Here is a 19,290-nt window from a genome sequence, read left to right on the forward strand (position 1 = left end):
ACAATTCTGCCATCTTTTTTCCATAATATATATATTATCATATTTGGGAATTAATTTATTAATAGGAAGATGAGTATTTCTATCTTTTACTTTATAGTTTATAGCAAGGAACCTGTTGCACTCCCGATATGGTTAGTGGATTTTTCAAACAAGATTTCCTTTTACATCATCTATTCTTATTTGATTGGTTTCTCTGTTTTTAAAACAAATGAACTTAATGCAGGAACCTTAATCTTATTATCATGGAAAACATAAAGCACTTTACTTCCTGCACGTTCACCATCTACTAGCACTTTCCAAGGACCTTTTGATGGAAGAGTTATTTCCACAGCTTCTCTATTCGCATTGTGAGCTACAACAAAATATTCGTTTTTATTACCATTTGCTTTACCATCTATTGTATAAGCTACAACATTTTTTGGCGCATCAATGAACGCTAGATGCTTTTTAATTTGTTCTGCAGTTGTCATACGAAAAGCTGAATAATTGTTACGTAACTCTATTAAACCTTTCATATAATCTACTTCTTTATCAAATGCTGCACGGCGCACCCAATCCATCTGGTTAATAGAATCAGGAGATTTGTAGCTATTATGGTCACCATATTTTGTACGCATGAACTCTTGCCCTGCATGCAAGAATGGAACCCCTTGCGATGTCAATATGATGGAAGCAGACAACTTATGCATTTGTTTACGTACTTCTTCACTGTCGCCAGGATTAGTCAACTCAAGCTTATCCCATAATGTATGGTTGTCATGTGCTTCAACATATGTCAGAACCTGCTCAGGATCCTGATAAGTATACACTTTTCTATCATAGTCAATACCAGCCGTAATTCCTTTTTTAATACGTTCTTCCATGTTTTGTTTTCCGTTCACAAAACCATTATCCTTATCCCCAAATACACTGCCTTTCAATCCATCACGAATATCGTCATTAAAATGAGCGATTCCTTTCATTTTCTCCGCATTTTTTTGATTTGCTTTCAACTCAGGCGCAAGAGGAGTATTTAAATCCCATCCTTCTCCATGAAGGATAATAGAAGGATCAATTTGATTAACGGCTTTACGTATCGCATTCATTGTTTCGACATCATGAATACCCATCAAGTCAAAACGGAATCCATCTAAATTATATTCTTTTGCCCAATACACGACGGAATCTATCATAAATTTCCTCATCATCTTTCGTTCAGAAGCCGTATCATTCCCTACTCCAGTTCCATTTGCAAGTGAACCATCCTCATTGTAACGATAATAATAACCTGGAACTAACTTGTGGAAATTAGACTCAGCTGCATTGTACATATGATTATATACAACGTCCATCACAACACGAAGATTATTATCATGTAGTGTTTGAATCATCTGCTTTAATTCAGTAATTCGAACAGTCGGCTCATAAGGATTAGTAGAATACGAGCCTTCTGGTACATTATAATTTTTCGGATCATATCCCCAGTTATATTGCGGTTCATTTAGATTTTCTTCATTGACTGAAGCATAATCAAATATCGGTAAAAACTGGACATGAGTAACACCTAGATCTTTAATATGATCAAGACCTGTTTTTACACCTTCTGGTCCTCTCGTTCCTTTTTCTGTTACACCAAGATATTTTCCTTTATTTTTAATACCACTTTCAGGTTGRATGGAAAGATCRCGTACWTGCAAYTCATAAATAATAGCATCTTCCGGATTTTTAAATTTCGGCTTTTTGTTCSCTTTCCAWTTTTTCGGATTTGTTTCTTTTAAATYAACGACTGCACCTTTATCACCATTCACAGAAGCAGCACGCACATATGGATCAACGGCCTCAATCCATTTGTCCCCAATCTTCACCTTATATGTATAAAAAAGGCCTTTTTGATTACCTGTAAGTTTTGCAGTCCAAGTTCCTTTTTCACCTTGATCCATGCTTATTTCAGTACCTTTTTCATCATTCCATTTTTTATAAGTAACCAATTTTGCCTCGCTCGCAGTGGGAGCCCACAAACGAAACTTGGTTTCCTGTGGCGTATATATATTACCTAAATCATTACCATCATAATAAAATAAATGATCAAATTCCTCGCTACGAATTACTTTACCAATTTCAGTATTAGCTTCAATGGAATTTCCCATTTTGATTTTGTATGTTTTTTTAAAATCAAGATTCTTTTCTGTAATGATTTTGACCTTATTGGTAATATCTCCATTATTTGTATCATAAGGACTAACTTTCTCAATGTTAACGCCCTCAATTTCAATTTTTTGCTCCTTAATATTGAATGGAGCATTGGTAGTTATAGTGATTTCATTGAAACTATCAATAGTGGCCTTCTGAATAGAAAGTTCAGAAGAAGGTTTAGAATCGTATACTTTATCATCGCCAGAAAGAACCCATACTTCAGCACGGCCATCCTTAATATTTTCAATCCAACGATCACCACCATCTTTTTCCCATTCATTCGTACGAACTATAAATCCTACACGATTATAGTTACCATCAATCTTTACCTTAGCATACTTACCAAACTCATCTTCCCCAGTAAATTCATAGGACCTGCCACTCGCATTTTCAGTCCACATCCAAAGACTCCAGTCTTTTGTATTTCCAGACTTCTCCTTATAATGAACGATAATTTCAGTTGTTTTCGTATTTGATTCTGCTTGTACACTCTGAAAAGAAAAACCAGATAATAGCATAGCAATTACAGTAAGTAATAAAAACGTCTTGTTTATTAATTTTTTTGTAATATACACTCCATTCACCCTTTCTTAAAATATTACGAACTATTCATTATGAGTAACACTGCATAAGTTAATCTAGAAATCGCTTTTATAACACCTCCGTATTGAATGTTTTACTTATGTATTTCAATGATCTTTTAATAGAAAAATTAAAGGTAGAAAGGAATAAGAAATCAACGAAAACGTTTGCATTAAATATCAAAAAAAAGACTTACTTATTCCTTATTATATCTCTAAATATCAAAAGATCATGGAAAACATTCTAAAGAAAACGTTTGTTACCGCTTTCAATTTTATAGCATGAACCATAAAGAGGTCAATATATTATTAATTTTCTGTTTTTACCCTATGTATATATTGTTAACATGTAAAGTTGTAACCCATTGAAGATAATAAGCATGGATATATTTTGACTTTGAAACTTTATCTCAGCGTCAACATATAATAAAAACTCCCCTAAATACATCCACGTGTTTAGAGGAGTTTGGGATTACTTTATTTTACAAGATTCATGTGTTGAATCCTCTTTCTTTATAACTCGCTTGTATTAACTATCTCTTTTCAAAATAAGCGATAATTCTTCCATCACCAGGGTACTCACCATCCCAGCCACAAGGAAAGCCACCTGCTTTATAGATTTCAAACATAGTTTCAAAGAAGTCGTTATTTTTTCCATTGATAGCACGGCTAAAAGAACAATTATTGAGGTCAGCTACAACATCATTGAAAAATCCATCCATTCTAACTGAACTCTGCCTTACATGATCGTCAATAACCTCTAACATATTATGTAATTCCTTTGGTCTTTCACTTTCTGATAACCTATAATATACTCCTAGAACTTTACTTTTTTCTAGCTCCCTTATATCTGTCCACGTGTATTCATCCTCACCATATACTTCCTCATAAGCGAGAAATTCCGCTTGTCGCATATCGGTAATGATATAAATTTTATTCAAAAGTTTTTTAGTTAAAGAGGAAAACTGAAAATCCTTTGAGAAATCAACTACCTCTTGTACCCAGTCATTGTATTCCTCACCGTTCATTCCTTATTAAACCACCTTTCTTGATGCTTAATTACACCTCATTGAAACCATTCGTAAACGAAACGCTCGAAAACTGTTTTCAAAAATCATTACCTATTCTTTTTCATATAATGATATTAACTCCCACTTAAACTCTTCATAGAGTACAAAAGCTTCTTTTAATATTTCTTCTAATTCTTCGTAACTACGGAAAATAGGCATTTTTATTCTCATACTTGGATTTATTAATAATCTCGGATAAATACTCCAAGGACTCCCTAATCGAACTTCGCCATTATAATAAGCAACCCAAATGAATTCTGTCATTCCATGTTCTAAACTAATATTAAACCAAATCATATATTGCGGTGAATGATCAACTACTCCTACTTTAAAAAATCTCTCTTTATAATCAAATGTTTCCTCGTATCCAAAATGTTTCAGTACTTCTATCACTTTTTGAATGTTGTAACTTCCTAATCTATCATCTAAATCGTTAGAATTCCCTCGAAATCGATTAGACATCGCTTGATATCTATCAATAAAATTTATTTTTTCTAAAACCTTTTTAATTTCTGGCTTCATTTCTATAGCCATACTTATTGTTCCACCCATCTCATTTCAATATTATATTTTTCATTACACATATTACTCTTTTCTTTCTCTAATTTATTCATCATCTTCATCAGCATATAATTTATTTAGAAATTCGGTAAATGATTGAGCTACATAAAATACATTTTCCCTCGCCACTTCCTCTGCCTCTTCTGCTGTCATTCCTTCACTCTCCGTCAGTTCTTCTTTTTCCCATGCACCTTCATGCTCCCAAAAAACGACTATTGGATTCTCTTCATGATTTTTATAATCAAAACAAATTAAGTTTCCTGCTGGATCGAATCCTATCGGCAAAAGTTCTTTAGGTAAAGTATCCTTATAATTATCGTAAACCTTTAAAATAAATTCCACATCATTTTTATCATATGAAAGCAACGAACCAAAAACTCTTTCTACACCTTCAACATCAAATAGACTTGGCTTTGCAACACCACCATTATTTTCCGCAACACAAACTGCATAATCCTTCGGTATATCGTAATTTATTTCCTTCATTACGCTGAGTACTTCTTCAACGGTAATCTTGTTATCTATATACTCCCATTTAATTTCGGTCATCTAATTGTTGCCCCCTATAATTTATTTCTTTTAAATAGTTAACACTATTTACGTTTGAATTAATTACATTTCACCTGTAACTTAATGATACTGCCATATCCATCTATATCCCCTTTGCTCTTATCCTAATGTTTCCAAAAAATATAAAAAACAGGAATTCCATCATTTCAACCACTATGATAATTTAAATCCATAAAAATATTTTTGCCCTCTTTCCCAACTTCTTTCCGAGATAGCATCTATATAGGTTACAAAATCTTTATAGTTATCATTACGAATTATCGTATGATAATCAGCAGGTACTTTCTCTCCTGTCCAAATTGATAATAAGGATGGTATCAACTCCATTTTTAATGGTTCTTCATGATTTGCTGCTCTTATGACTCTTTCAAATAGTTTCTTTGTTAAATCCCCAGGAAATGCTGGGCTCTGATAGCAATAATACTTTTCCATATCACAGTTTTTTGTGTGATTAAGATAAAATTCACCAATCTCGTCTACACTTGCTTCTTCTCCAATGATATCTTGATAATTTATATAAAAATCAATGGAATCCCTTATGATCATCGAAGTATCTGTGATTTCATCCCACTCTTCAAGTAACACTAATAAAAAATACCAGCAAAACTTTCCCATCCTTTTCTGCATTTCCAGTAAGTACATAGCCGTATTCCTCTGGAAAAGCGAACGGCTCAGTAAAGTAAACCACACTTTTATTGTATTTTTGAACAAAAGACTTATCGATACTTTCAATGCCACTAAGTGCTGTTCCACGACCTATTTCTATTCGATTAGCTATACATTGAACTACCCCCACCTACCTCTACACGAGCTTGAGGCGGGGGATTCTACTATTTCAAAACACTTCCTCTCGTTCAACAAAGAGGATACAACGATATAGAAGTTCCGTAGTGTCCTTATGTAAGACGACCTATTCTATCTTCCGTGGAAAGCAAAACAGGTACAGCTACTTTTTTCTTATATCGAGGTGTAGAACACTTTGTCATGCATCCAGTTCCTAGACTTGTTATCTACTCTGGTAACAAGTGTAAGAGACTGGGACAAGGTATTCTTTTTTCTTTATGCAAACAATTTTGTTAGCTTTTTCTTTTCACTTTCAAATACGTCTAATCGCTCGATCTGTAAGGCCTCTTTCGGCTGATCCACATCGTATAGCTGATAGAAATGGTGTGTGCGAATAGCCAATCGATTGTTTAATTGATGCCAATGGCTCCAGTGATGGGCGTCTTTCTTGGGAATATAAGGCTGAAGTACCTGTGGCACTTTTTCTGTATACCCCAGCCCACGGCGACCAATCGTAAAAGCCGCAGATTGATGAATAGAGATACCGAATTTCCGCATATATTTCATCTTACCTGAAATCGAAGTGTAAGCAGGATTGACTTGAAAGACAGCCACATCCCTTTTATCTGCACGCCTGAGAATCGCACTTGTCATCTTCTCATAAGCGAACATACTCTTCATTCGATTTGCTCGCTTATTTCCGTATCGATCACCTGTCTTTGATTGTGTGGTATCTAAATTCTCGATGACAATTGGCTTATTATACCGCTCCGCTAAGTCAACTAAGCGAATGGCTTCCACTTCGATGATCTTTGTGATTTGTCCGGTGGATTTACCTAGAATCGAAAAATGGAGGGAACCACTTCCTTTATAATTTCCATCCTTTGTTACATTTGCCCACGTAAAATGCTCGAGATTGCAATCTACACCAATAACACCATCTGCTTTACTATAATTCGTGTTTGGATTTTCCGGTACATCGACTAAACATTTCAAAATATAATACGAACCATAGTCTTCCACAGACCACGCAATCGGTTTACCTTGTTTTTTCTTATTTTTACACTGTAATTGGTTTGTAATTACTCCTTCAATGATTTCTTGTCCATACGGGAATATAACAGCCGGAAACATAAGTGTTTTCCCTGTACTTGTCGTCATCCATAATTCTTGTTTCTCCATCACATACTGAAACACAAAATTCCCATGTTTGGCATCTTTACGGCCAGATAGAATGAGTTGTTTATTTCGAGCACGGGAAAAGAATGTTTTCCATTTGTCATGGTTACACACAAACTCATCGATTGTAAATTGAGACCGAAATAGTTTTTCACTTCCAAACACCGCACTCGGAATATGCGTTTTGTATGATGCAAGTTTCTGCGTTAAACGATATTGCCGGTGGGTCAAAAGGCCCACTTTCGTCTGAATCCTTTTGATTTGAATATCTAAGTACTGGTGCTCAAACAGATATTCATTTAGCCAAATCAATGTGTCCTCTTTACGAGACAAGGAGATGATATTGTTGTGCTTCGCAAAGCGAGTGTTTTTCGGAAACTTCAACTTTCCTTTCACACAACTTTGTTTGATTTTGCGAAAGTTTGTCAGATTTGTCCGTTCTTGTTTCAACTTTTTCTTAAGTTTCCCCAGTTTCTCTTGTGTTTGTTTCTCATATATTTTTTGTAACTCCATTAAACCTGTAAACAAAGATTTTGCTTCTTGTACCGCGCTGTTTGCGTAGTAATCATTCAATTGATAGTTCCGCTTGAGAACGAGATGAAGACTATCTGTATGCAGCTTACGATTCCAACGTTTTTCTCGGACAATTGTTTGAAACGCAAAGCGTTTCGCCCGATTGAATGTTTCGATTCTCTCTGTCAATGTATCTACCATTTCATGCGGCAAATCTGTCTTATAGATCCGTTTCGAAAAAAACGCTTTCTTCACCTGTTCTCACCCCATTTTGTTTGCTAAGACAATTATACAACAAAACGAAACGTACGTTCTACAAAAAAAGAAACATTTTCTTTAAAAAGAAAAAACCGATTCATCCCCCACCTACGCTTCGTTTAGAGGAGAGGGTCTTCTCGGTTAAATTGATATTACTCACCTTAGTATAATTTCTTTAGAAATTCAGTAAATCATGCCGCTATGTAGAATACATTTTCTCGCGCAGCTTCCTCCGCTTGTTCTGCAGTAATCCCTTCGCTCTCCATCAACGCTTCTTTTTCCCATGCACCTTCATGTTCCCAAAAAACAACAATCGGATTTTCTTCATGATTCTTATAATCAAAACAGATTAAATTCCCCCCTGGATCAATTCCAATTGGAAATAGTTCACTAGGAAAAGTATCTTTATATTCATTATTAGTTTCTAAGATAAACTCCTCACTCTCATGATTAAAAGATAAAAGCGAACCAAAAACTCTCTCAATCCCCTCAACATCAAATAGCATTTGCTCGACATGTCCTCCATTATTCATCGCAACGCATTCTATATAATCTAACGGAAAATCAAAACCGGTACCTTTTAAAATTTCTTTTACATCATCTGTACTAATTTGATTATATGTATACTTCCATACTATCTTATTCATCTTATATGTATTCGAAAAGGACATACCTTTCAGTAGTATCTACTTAAGGTATGTCTTTTTTTGAACAGAAAGGAATATAGACATGAAATATACAACAAAAAACAAATAAATTACTAATTACAATTTAGAATACCCATGTAATCTAGATTTTTTTAAAGGCTGCGTGAATGGATTATTAATCGTGATTCCCTTTTGGATTGCTGTTATTATTGCATGCTATTTATTAATCATTTGATATATGTTGATTGAAAAACTAAATTTAATACTGAATCGATGATGGAACAAGTATATTAGAGCAGCCCCCTGTAACTAAGCCTTCTACCCCTAAAATTCCGAATATAAATGATTTATTTCAAAAAAATTATGTTTGATTTTTATGTTAACATACGACTGATTAGATTGGATTATGACGCTAAGGGAAGGGTACTTAAGGTCTTTTTAGAAAGGATTTATATATAATATCAAAATTTTTCTCCATAGTTTCATTAATAAAATAGGGCGTGTTATCAAATTACAATTATGTATAAATACGGTAAAATCATATTGAGATATTTGCTATTAGAAAGGAGGTGAATATGATGATAATACAGATAATATTGTATTTTTTCTTCCCGGTAACATTGTTAGCTACTGTTTTTCTTTCTAAAAAGTCACATCTAAAATCAATCTTCAAATTCATTCCAGCTGCTGTTTCAGTAATTTTAGCGGTTTTCTTCTATTCCTTGTTTTTATATAATAATGGAATAGGTGAATTCATGTCCGCTCTCTTTTTATGCGGTATAGCATTAGCAAATCTATTTTTAATTTTAGTATTTAAATTATTCAATAATGCTGCTCCAAGTAATTAGAAAAAGGGCTGTTAAAAGGTAACAGAAGTAGAGCATTGATTTTAAATGCTCTACTTCATGTTCTTATCTCGTCTCCCCACAACACAAGCCTTATCATTTTCATCTGTATAGTCGAACAGTAAATGCGAAGAAATTAATCCACATAGCCAACCTCAGTTGTTCACTTACTATCAGCAACAAAATCAATTCTATTACATTAACTTCACCTAAACGTCCAAATTCTTTCTTAATCTTTTTAAATACACTAAATTTTCCATTTCATTTTAGGCTTTCAATTACAATGCAAGCAAATGAAACTGTTAATCCCACCACTTTTCCTCATCAGAAACCCATATATTTTTCTGTAAGTCAAATGATTGATTAGCATCATGAAAACCACAATAGGCAGGTAATTTTATACTTCCTCCATTTGCTTTATTCCAGCAATCAACAAACCATTCCACAAGGATTTTTTCCTCATCTTCCGATATGATCTCATCGTTTTCTTCATAAAACTCCCAGAACTCGTCTGATTTATCATAAGAAAGGTTATAGTATGATATACGTTCGAGTAATTCATGACTTCCTGCAAAAACACTCCTATCGTTTCCTTCGTAAAAAACCTCACTTGCTTCTCTATTCATAGAAAACATCATGATAGAAAGGTCAAATGATCCGATAAAAATCATAAAATCTATTAACTCTATTTTACAGTAATAATTAAAATTAAGAATTTCTCTTATATTATGAATCGACCTTTCTGAATTTTTTGAAGATTTTCTTTTATCGAGCTAATGTATGTATCTTTTGTAAACAATTCATTCACCTCATGCTTCATTTAAGTTTCAATAAATTCATACCATGTATATTCACACAACTAAATGTTCATAAAAATATTTTTCACCAATCTTCCATTCTTTTTTTGTTAAAGAATCAATATATAACATTAACCCTCTGTATTTTTCATCAGTTATTATTGCACCATATTGTACGGGACATTTAACCCCACTCCAAATAGATAAAATAGATGGAATTGTAACCATATCAAATGTTTTTTTATCTCTTAAAGAAATCATTACTCTCGGGATTAATTTCTTTACCAAGTCTCCAGGAAATGCCAAATCGTTATGATAGTAATATTTGGTGGCATCACTATTTTTAACGAGCTCAAAATATATTTCTCCTAATTCTTCTATTGATCGTTCATAATAGTCATCATTAATTCCTAGCATTAATGCAAGTGTATTTCTGATTGATTTCTCAATAAAAGTATCTTCCCATTCTTCTAACAAAGTTAGAAGGTATGGTACTACATTATATGAAAGAGTTTCACCAGCACTTGCCACAAAAGTATGAACACCATCCTCTGAAGCATTTGAAAGGAATTTCAAGTTATTTGTGTCTAATAAGTCATCATGARTAGCGATTGAGCAAAAAAGTCTTGTACATAAATTAAGAATCACTTCATCTTGCGTACTATTCATAAGTTGTATGAGTAATCCCTTTACAGAGAAATCACCTAATTTTAGCAATTTATTAATTAAGAGAAAGCTTTCTTTCTCAGTTGTAACATCTTTTAGCTTAGATTTAAGATTTTCGATTCTATCATTTGGAATATCACCATACCAAATATCTCTTACCATATTTTCCAAATTCATAATCCTTCTCCTTTGTAATTATTCTCTCAGGCCTTTTCTCTCTGTTACTTTGTCACCCAGTAAAATTTTTTCTCACTTATTTATCGTTCTTATCACACTATCCTAATATAAAAACAAAACTCCATGATGGTAAAACCTTCATGAGCTTTCGAACTTTTATATAATCAGCTAGCTATGTAATCAATCTCCACACTTCTTAATTGATCTATAACTTTTTTATTCGTTTAGCTAGGTCCTTTATAGGGTCTTGATCCAATGGTGCTTTTGCTGTTGGTGAAAAATCGGGGACTCCATTTTTGAAACAAGTGTGACAAGATCAAGCTACTGCCCGTCTTCCTTTATTTTTCGTATTAACTTGAATATAGCTTGACGTACAGCCGTAGAAAAATGTAGCTTGGTCAAACAGGGTTCATCATAAAAAAACAAAGATTCTAATACTATTTGCTTTGCCTCAACATATTGAACACTCACGGCTGCCACCCTTCTTCCCGCAAGAACTTCTGTAACTCTTCCTCAGATGGTACATTCTTCTTCCACTCTTCACATTCCTCCAAAAACTTCTCCGTTTCATAAAGAATAGACGGCTCCTTCTTTCGAAACTTCGCTGCTGCTTCCTCTATTTCACTGAGCTTTGTATATCCCTTCCCATGCCAATCTCGTAAAATCCCCTTCACATAAGCAAGCGTCCGCTTATTATTTTCATAGGCAATCTGAAGTGCTTTTAGTACAAGTGCCTCAGACAAATCCGCAATCCATTCACTTAATTCCTCCACTGCATAAGATGACAAACTACCAAAGTTTTGTTCATAAAATGTGAATACACTGCTACCTGGGTTCACTTCTACTTCTTCCTCTACTACTACTTCCTCATCCGCTTCATAACCTTGAAAAACTTCTTGTGGAATTACATCAGATGTTTCAACAGGCATTCCGAAATGCTCTAGCAATAACGGAATATTCAACTCTTCCTCGAGGCATCTTCGAAGAAACATATGTACAAACTCTTTATTTTTCACAGTTTTCAACTCACGTAACACACACTTTTCTATGTTCGTATTCGTAACAGGGTTATAGCGTAACCAATTTAGAACATATAACTCCTTCGTTGTCGCATCATACAATATCTTTCCATACGCAATAAACCGCTGCAACAACTTCTCAACCGTTTCACGATTATACCCCGTTTCCATCTCTACCAAACGTAACGGCAGTGGATAAATCCCGCATTGCCTCGTCTTCGAACATGTCAGTAAATACATATAAAAATATCGCTCTTCTGGCGTTAAATCAAGCACAAACTCATCTTGCCAAAAATTCACTTGTACACTCCGGTATACTCCCATGTTTTTTCCTCCTGCCCTTTTAGTGGTAAATATAGAATTGGTTACTCCTTCATATATATAGGATTGCAGGCAGAAATTTGGTGGATTTATTTTATAATTTTTACTAGTACTAGAATGTTACTTTTTTATTTTTTTGTAGTAGTTCTTGTAGTTGTTTTTTCTTTTGTTTATTTAATGATTTATTACTTGGTAGGGGTTTATAAGGGGCTTCTTTTATTGCCATCTGCTGAAAAACTTATAAAATAGTACTGTATGAAAAAATTAATTTTGTTTTATAACTTCATTAATTGTCACTTCTTTATCGGCGACTAAATCATAAAATCCAATATGAACTCCTTCTTCATATAACCAGCATAGATCCGTTCCATAAGGAGCTTCAAAAATCTCAAACATTGCAGGAGCAATTTTAAAAATAGATTCCGCGTTTAAGATGATAAAATTTTCCGCATGATTCACATATTCATCGGTATCATCTATAGAATACAAATTCCATCCATTTAATTGCGGGATAGAACTTTCTTCTCTAAATGAATATCTAACTGGTTTTCCAGCCAAAATATTTTTTGAAACGACAAAACCACCATACTCACTATTATTTATTTTCATTTTCAAACTCCTTAATATTGTAATTACTAACGTATTTGAATAAATATTTGTACCAAATACCTATGTTTTCTAATTACAAATTTTGTATATATCGAACAATTGACGTGTCAAAAGACACGCCTTGTCCGAAACTGATTCATCTCATAATTGAAATCACAAATGTTCTTGGCTGAATCATAAATGTAGCACTTCAGCCTTTACAACTTGAATATATTCCTGCAACTTACAAAACGCTTCTGTCAATTTGCTTGTCTCTTCTTTATGAAGAAAGCGGGCCTTGTTTCGTTCTTCCTCTATGATAAGTAGCTGCGCGGCAGCATAAGAAAGACCGTACTTTTCGCATTCCCGTTTTATATCCTGAAAAAAAGAAAAAGGTACAGTCCCTGCTCCTGAGACAAGCATCTCATCTAGAACTTGTTCCAATTCATCGATTATACGCATTAACTCGATCATAGAATGTTTCTCCTTCATTGAGTGTAATATTTATAATCTCTCCTGCTTCTGTATATAAAATAATAGGTGTAACTACGAGCTTTGTTCCTTCCTGATAAGGATGAACTAGCATTCTCTTTACATGCAACGAGTCCAAATATATTTTTACAAGTCGAATCATCCGCTCATTTTCTGGTCGTTTCATCATTTGCATTTGCAATGTTTTACCAGCCTTATCGATAAGAGGTATGATCCATTTTTGTTCTTGCTTCTGAAATTCCCATTCTCCCATTTCAGCAACTTCGATACAAAAGACTCCTTGTTTATTTGCCTCTAACCTGTGCTCTTTTACTTTTTTTAGTAGTTCTTCCCATGAGGTTAAAAAGAGAGATTGCCACTCTGCCACATTTGTTTTTCCTTCCACTTCTCCTACTGTCTGTGAGCTAGATGACAATTGAAAATCGGCGTTAAGTTTTGCCTGCTTCAATTGGAAAGATGAACGAGATAGTTCGTATCCTTTCCCTGCAATTCCCCATGGAACTTGCCTTTCATGGAGTTCTTCAGGAGTTGTGCTACTCCCTTCATAAAACATGGGGCGTGACTGTGTGTATGTTATCCACTTTTCCTGTTCTCGATTATAGAAATAATACGTCACACCAACATAACCAGACTTCGTTTGCCAGCCAGATGCACCGAAAGCATGCAAAATAAGTGGTGGAACTTCGTAATATTCCGAACGAAACGGACTCTCTTGCAGATGGTGGYGCTCCAACAACAAAATGTGTTCATAAATCGCGGACAGTGTTTGCCGATAAGATGCCATTTGAAAAGATGCATGTTTCATCCGATATAGCCCGATATCCGCCCCGAGCTTGCGAAATAAATTCTCTAACTTTGCTAGTTTCAAAGAACGTGCTTTTACAGAAAGTTGTTCTATTTCATAGATTGTATTTTCGGTAAGGCGTGTTAATCCAAAGTGAACAATTTGCTCGATCATTTCTTTGAAAATAGATAGCTTATCCGGCGCAATGATAAGAGGATGCATCTGTTTCGTTTCATGCGAGATTCCTTTCTCTTTTTGATACCAATATACCGCTTCCGCCTTATGCCGGCATATCCCCTCTGCTTTGCACGTACAGATTGCATCCGCTACCGATTCGGCTGTTAGAAAGCGAACCGCTATATTCTCTTCTGGGAAGGACGCAATTAAAGCCCCCTCTTCTTCTAAAACAAACTTTTGCTGAAATGTTTCGCGAAACATTATTTCAGCCCACATTTTTTCGGAGACAATATTGCGAACGTCCACATTCAAAAGAGCAGAGAAATCAACTTTTATGTTCTCTTCACCTTCGTACATCTTCTTTGCTTCTAACAGAGCCATAATGACATGTTTACAAATCGAACGGGCTTCACAACTACAAGAGTAACTGCGTATATCACCCGTAAACGTTACAGTAATTCCGTCATCAAGATGTATTTGCACTGCACCCTCTTCTACGTCCATTTTGACATTTGATACAACGGCCAAATCCTTCATTGCTCTCTTATATGTTCCTTTGTTGGACATGGCGATTAAGTATGTTTCATCAATAGAGGAAAGAACATTTAAGAAATGATTGTTGCGATCCATTGTGCCAACCTCCCTGGTGTTAGTGCCGCTACATGAGCACCGAGCGCCGCCATTTTTTTTGCTGCCTGTTTATCATAAAAAGGCTGTGCAGTCGGATCAAGAGAAGTAAGCACAATCAACTTTGCCCCTGATTCTACAATCTTCATCGCTTCTCGGTACATTTCATTGTAACTGCCACCTTCATATAAATCCGTTACAAGCACGACAATTGTTTTATGAGGCATCTCGATTTTATTCGTTGCGTAACGCAGCGCCTGAGCAATATATGTTCCTCCCCCAAGCTGTACACTCATAAGCGTCTCCACCGGGTCGTCAATACGATCCGTTAAATCAACAACATCTGTATCAAAGATGAACAAATCTGTCTTAATCGTCGGTAAGCTTGCAAAAATACCCGCCATAACTGCGCTATGAATAACAGAATCAATCATACTTCCGCTCTCGTCTACTGCGAGGATCACACGCCATGGGCTAACGTGCTTCGTGGCAGCATAAAAGTACGGTTTTTCAATATGAATGGTGTTCGTTTCCTTATCAAAATGCTTCAAGTTCTTTCGAATCGTTTTCTTAAAATCAAAGTTGCGCATCGTGCGTACGCGACTAGAACGATTTCGATCCGCTCTACCGCTTAATGCGTGCTTCACTTCTTGCTCTAAATTACGACGCAACTCCTCAGCGACTTTCGCTACAATACGTTTAGCTGTGTCCAATACATCCGGTTTTACATAATCTTTAAATTGTAAAATRCATTTTAATAAATTCATATTCGGCTCCATTTTTTCAAGCGTTTGCTTATCTTGCAATAGAGCTGTTAATTCATACTTTTCTAGCGCATGATTTTCCATAATTTCAATGGTTTCTTTCGGAAATAACTCCCGCACTTTCGAAATCCAAGTCGGCACTGTTAGCTGAGAGGGATCTAGGGATCCACCGCGTTCTTCTCCGCGTTCTCTCTCGTACAAAAACTCCAGCACATCATCCATTTCTCTGTATGCAGGATCTTCTTCCTGAAATGTGATTTGGTCATCCGCATGTTTCCCAAGAACAAGACGCCAGCGATTTAAAGAAATGTTATTCTCCATCTTCTAGCCCCCGTCTCATTAAAATTCCCCGCGCTTTCTGATCTAACTGTATTGCATACGTCAGCACCTCTTCGGAAATTGCTTCTTCTTTTATCACTTCTTCTGTGGCTCCATATAATCGAGCAATCTGTCTAGCAATCGTATCCACCTCAAGCGGCGTGAATTGACTGAACAAGAGGCGTAAATGCGGCAACACTTGTAAAAACATCTCTTCATCAAGTTCTTCTAGGACATGGGACATCCCGCCAAGCAGCCATTCGTTATATAAAAAGATATCTTTTGCGCCAGCAAACAAACCATTCAAAAATATCGGAGCTTGCTTTTGCATATCGCCACTTCCATAAAAATACCCTTCTGCTACTTGCATTACCTCATCGATTTTCCGCTTCCCTAAAGAAGTTAACAGCCCAAATACCGCTCCCTCTACTTGGCTTTCTCGTTTTTCCTTTTGCAAATAAAGCTCCAATGCTTCAATAAATTGCTGGTCCGCAGGCTGCAGCGTATACAAATCGATAAGCTTTTCCGCAATAATTGCTGGTTCGCCCCCATCTAAAACAGAAAATAACGAAAGCGCTTTATGTCTAGCACTATCCGCCTGCTGATCTGCTTTTTCTATTTGTGATAAATAGTAAGCACAATCTGCCATAGAAGCAAAATCTCCATCCTCTTGCACAGCTTCATCTATAAACTGATTGTACATAGCGAACTCGGAAAATAAACCACTTAAGTAGGCGTCTAGCAATAAAAGGGCCACCTCTCCCGCACGCCCTTTCGCCTTATACAGCTTTGCTCTTAGCATTTCCTGCGCGGCTTCTCTCACCGTTCCGCCATACACAGATAAATCAATGAGAGCACTTTCTACTTGTGCTGAAAAACGATATTTCCAAGTTTCTCGCATAAGATTAATATTCTGCTTTCTAGCTAGGTTTGGACCGCGCAGCTTCTCGCAAAACGGAACTCCTAAAAAAGCGAGGCAATGAAAGAATTGACTTAAACGCAAGTGCCTTTCTTTCTTATATATGTCAAGAATCGTCTCCTGTGGTACAGTAGAACGCGCCGGAAGACGAAACGAACGAACAGAAGCACGAAAATCATGCACGAGCGGCGGCACATCCGCTTCTTTTGACAATTTTCCGCGCTTCGTCCCTTGCAGACTCGTCTGAAGTAGCGTCAAAGGTTTATCTGCCGAAGATATCTCTCCTTTAACAAATGCACTGTGCACCGCATCCATCAGCTCATACAACCCAGGCTGCATCTTTCCCCGAAGCAGTGCAAGTTCACGTATCATTCGCGCAGCTTCAATCTCATCTGCCATTGATATACCTTCTGTTTTTAACTGTCTAGCAATTCGTATCATAAATTGCTCAGCTGCCGCCTCGTCCCTGTTCTCCCAAATATGTTGATAAAAAGCAGGTGCAGGCATACCGCTTTCATAACCGCGCGTCTGGTCGCTTTCCAAAAAGGAATACGGCATAAGGTAGTTTTTGGCATACGTTTTAGATAATGGGCTTTTGGACAGCTGTTTCTTTTTCCCTTCCAATTCAAGAAGCCCTTTCACATGAAAGCCTCCGGTAATAACGAGCACCTTGTCATACACTTTACGCGCTTTTTCAATTTCCTTTGCCATGTGTATCTCCCTGGCTTCGCAACCGTCTTCTGTCAGCATCTCCTGCGTATAGTCCGCGCGCGTATAATAACAATAATCGAAGAGCTGATGGACAAACTCCTCACTTGTCATATGAAAGCCTTGCAACTCAAAGTATTTATCCCAAAATTCATGAAAGCTTCGGCACCCCGTTTTTTCCGAAAGCATACGGACATATTGACTGTGCCGGAAATATTGCTCGTCATACTTCCCGCGCTCTTCCTCGTTTTTCGTTACAAACAAATATTCCTTAAAGGGAAGATCAATAAATGAAACAGGAATGCTTTGTGCAGCTCCCTCCCGTAGCGCGACAAGTTCCGGTGAATAGTCGAGAAAGGGATAGTACGCACGGTACTTTCCACTTTCTCCTCTTTCAAGCACATCCGTTTTATCATCATAACTGCAATATATACAAATCGGAGTCTCGCTCTCTGCACTCACGATATGCGGAATAAGGGAGTTACAATCCATCAATCCCTCTATAAGAATCGCATCCGGTTTATATAATTCAACTATTTTTTGTACATGAAAAGAGCATGCAGGACTATGATGGCGAATCGGCACATATACGACGTTGTTGCTTAAATTGTAAGCTCTTTGAAACAATGTATTTACTTCAGCTGATTGCGAGCTTCGAAAAACGACTTCCATACCTCTCCTCCTACTTGACCTCGCGCCCTAACGATGCTTGTAAAGTAACTGCGCAGCTTTTCTAAATCTTCCTTGTTTTCTTTCGCAATCGTTCCGGATAAGTATCGAACAAGTGCATCCATCTTCACCTGTCCGCTTCCATAATAGTACGCGTCCATTGCACTTTGATAATATACCGATACTGCTTCTGCGGTACTCATTACGGAAGAAGGCTGATCAATTCGTTTTCCTTCAGCAGTTACACCTTCCCGTAGTTCATGAAAAACAGTCGCTAGCAGCTGAACAACCGTTTCATCCACTTTTGGGGTGATACCTGATGCTCCTAATAAGCGTGTTACTTGTGACTCTATTATTTTTGCTTCAAGCTTTACATCCTTAATTGGATGCACCGTTTCAAAATTAAAACGACGCTTCAATGCACTGCTCATTTCATTCACACCGCGATCTCGTGTGTTAGCCGTCGCAATAATATTAAATCCAGGCTTAGCTGTAAGAATTCCTTGCTCCCCAAACTCTGGAATGTTCAGCACTTTGTCGCTCAAAACACTAATTAACGAATCCTGTACTTCCTGCGGGCAGCGCGTCAACTCTTCAAATCTAGTTAATATCCCTTGTTCCATACCAACGAAGAGAGGTCCTGGCACAAGCGCCTCTCTTACAGGCCCTTTCGCAAGAAGAAGTGCATAGTTCCACGAGTACTTAATCGTATCCTCCATCGTAGCAGCTGTTCCTTGCACAGTGTTGCGGCTATTTCTGCATATCGCAGCAGAAAGCAGCTCGCTTATCATCGTTTTTGCTGTTCCCGGCTCGCCGATTAGCATAAGTCCGCGATTTCCTGCTAATGTGACAATTGCTCGTTCTACAAGCACATCATTACCATAAAACTTACGACTAATTTCCACTTCTTTTCCTTCCAAAAGAAGCGGTTCTTCTTGTCCGATAATAAACGTACGAACGGCACGCGGTGACAATCGCCAGTTAGGTGGTTTCGGAAACGAATCATTCGCTTCTAACGCATTCAATTCTATTTCATATAATTCTTCCATTAATGGTTTAATAGACTGCATATGTCATTTCCTTTC

General features: G+C 36.5%; 16 protein-coding genes and 1 pseudogene. 1 reads left to right on the top strand and 16 read right to left on the bottom strand.

From position 1 onward, the window contains the following. Positions 1 to 176: 176 nt before the first annotated feature. The 7 genes and pseudogenes from pulA to AC1DIT_RS05025 all read right to left on the bottom strand — a co-directional run bounded on the left by pulA (position 177) and on the right by AC1DIT_RS05025 (position 8,334). Positions 177 to 2,747, bottom strand: coding sequence for a type I pullulanase (gene pulA / locus AC1DIT_RS04995; RefSeq protein ID WP_476998084.1), 2,571 nt, complete (start codon positions 2,745 to 2,747; stop codon positions 177 to 179). 539 nt (positions 2,748 to 3,286) lie between these two features. Beyond that, complete coding sequence (locus AC1DIT_RS05000; RefSeq protein WP_016115378.1) at positions 3,287 to 3,781, bottom strand: hypothetical protein; 495 nt, start codon at positions 3,779 to 3,781, stop codon at positions 3,287 to 3,289. A gap of 93 nt (positions 3,782 to 3,874) precedes the next feature. Then, positions 3,875 to 4,357 carry a hypothetical protein gene (locus AC1DIT_RS05005; protein ID WP_016133065.1) on the bottom strand — a complete coding sequence of 161 codons (483 nt, stop codon included), beginning with the start codon at positions 4,355 to 4,357 and terminating at the stop codon, positions 3,875 to 3,877. A 72-nt stretch (positions 4,358 to 4,429) separates the two neighbouring features. Beyond that, on the bottom strand, positions 4,430 to 4,933 hold the full coding sequence (locus tag AC1DIT_RS05010) for an SMI1/KNR4 family protein (protein WP_016115380.1): 504 nt from the start codon (positions 4,931 to 4,933) through the stop codon (positions 4,430 to 4,432). A gap of 174 nt (positions 4,934 to 5,107) precedes the next feature. Beyond that, a pseudogene (gene imm47 / locus AC1DIT_RS05015) lies at positions 5,108 to 5,548 on the bottom strand (Imm47 family immunity protein); the annotation flags it as partial. A gap of 465 nt (positions 5,549 to 6,013) precedes the next feature. Then, a complete protein-coding gene (locus AC1DIT_RS05020) occupies positions 6,014 to 7,684 on the bottom strand; it encodes an IS200/IS605 family accessory protein TnpB-related protein (protein ID WP_016133066.1) in 1,671 nt (556 codons plus the stop codon). A 194-nt stretch (positions 7,685 to 7,878) separates the two neighbouring features. Continuing rightward, positions 7,879 to 8,334: an SMI1/KNR4 family protein gene (locus tag AC1DIT_RS05025; RefSeq protein WP_033671321.1), complete on the bottom strand. Its 456-nt coding sequence runs from the start codon at positions 8,332 to 8,334 to the stop codon at positions 7,879 to 7,881. A gap of 578 nt (positions 8,335 to 8,912) precedes the next feature. Here AC1DIT_RS05025 and AC1DIT_RS05030 point away from each other — a divergent pair. Continuing rightward, on the top strand, positions 8,913 to 9,182 hold the full coding sequence (locus AC1DIT_RS05030) for a hypothetical protein (RefSeq protein ID WP_033671322.1): 270 nt from the start codon (positions 8,913 to 8,915) through the stop codon (positions 9,180 to 9,182). 299 nt (positions 9,183 to 9,481) lie between these two features. On the opposite strand, the gene AC1DIT_RS05035 is transcribed toward AC1DIT_RS05030, so the two are convergent. The 9 genes from AC1DIT_RS05035 to AC1DIT_RS05075 all read right to left on the bottom strand — a co-directional run bounded on the left by AC1DIT_RS05035 (position 9,482) and on the right by AC1DIT_RS05075 (position 19,275). Beyond that, a complete protein-coding gene (locus AC1DIT_RS05035) occupies positions 9,482 to 9,850 on the bottom strand; it encodes a hypothetical protein (RefSeq protein ID WP_016115385.1) in 369 nt (122 codons plus the stop codon). 180 nt (positions 9,851 to 10,030) lie between these two features. Next, positions 10,031 to 10,819 (bottom strand): Imm47 family immunity protein, encoded by a 789-nt coding sequence (imm47, locus tag AC1DIT_RS05040; protein ID WP_476998085.1) that lies wholly within the window; start codon positions 10,817 to 10,819, stop codon positions 10,031 to 10,033. A 467-nt stretch (positions 10,820 to 11,286) separates the two neighbouring features. Next, complete coding sequence (locus tag AC1DIT_RS05045) at positions 11,287 to 12,162, bottom strand: DnaD domain-containing protein (RefSeq protein WP_016115387.1); 876 nt, start codon at positions 12,160 to 12,162, stop codon at positions 11,287 to 11,289. A 261-nt stretch (positions 12,163 to 12,423) separates the two neighbouring features. Further along, the gene (locus AC1DIT_RS05050; RefSeq protein WP_016115388.1) at positions 12,424 to 12,768 is read right to left on the bottom strand and encodes a DUF2185 domain-containing protein; all 345 of its coding nucleotides are present in this window, start codon (positions 12,766 to 12,768) and stop codon (positions 12,424 to 12,426) included. Positions 12,769 to 12,942: 174 nt separating this feature from the next. Beyond that, the gene (locus AC1DIT_RS05055) at positions 12,943 to 13,221 is read right to left on the bottom strand and encodes a hypothetical protein (RefSeq protein ID WP_016115389.1); all 279 of its coding nucleotides are present in this window, start codon (positions 13,219 to 13,221) and stop codon (positions 12,943 to 12,945) included. After that, complete coding sequence (locus tag AC1DIT_RS05060) at positions 13,193 to 14,830, bottom strand: SWIM zinc finger family protein (RefSeq protein WP_476998086.1); 1,638 nt, start codon at positions 14,828 to 14,830, stop codon at positions 13,193 to 13,195. Before AC1DIT_RS05060 ends, AC1DIT_RS05055 begins: the two co-directional genes overlap by 29 nt. Continuing rightward, positions 14,806 to 15,912 carry a VWA domain-containing protein gene (locus AC1DIT_RS05065; protein WP_016133070.1) on the bottom strand — a complete coding sequence of 369 codons (1,107 nt, stop codon included), beginning with the start codon at positions 15,910 to 15,912 and terminating at the stop codon, positions 14,806 to 14,808. Before AC1DIT_RS05065 ends, AC1DIT_RS05060 begins: the two co-directional genes overlap by 25 nt. Continuing rightward, positions 15,902 to 18,208, bottom strand: a complete 2,307-nt coding sequence (locus AC1DIT_RS05070; protein ID WP_016133071.1) for a DUF5682 family protein — start codon at positions 18,206 to 18,208, stop codon at positions 15,902 to 15,904. Before AC1DIT_RS05070 ends, AC1DIT_RS05065 begins: the two co-directional genes overlap by 11 nt. Beyond that, positions 18,169 to 19,275, bottom strand: coding sequence for an ATP-binding protein (locus tag AC1DIT_RS05075; protein ID WP_016133072.1), 1,107 nt, complete (start codon positions 19,273 to 19,275; stop codon positions 18,169 to 18,171). Before AC1DIT_RS05075 ends, AC1DIT_RS05070 begins: the two co-directional genes overlap by 40 nt. Positions 19,276 to 19,290: the final 15 nt, after the last annotated feature.

It is taken from the genome of Bacillus sp. 05T22 (genome assembly GCF_056396765.1).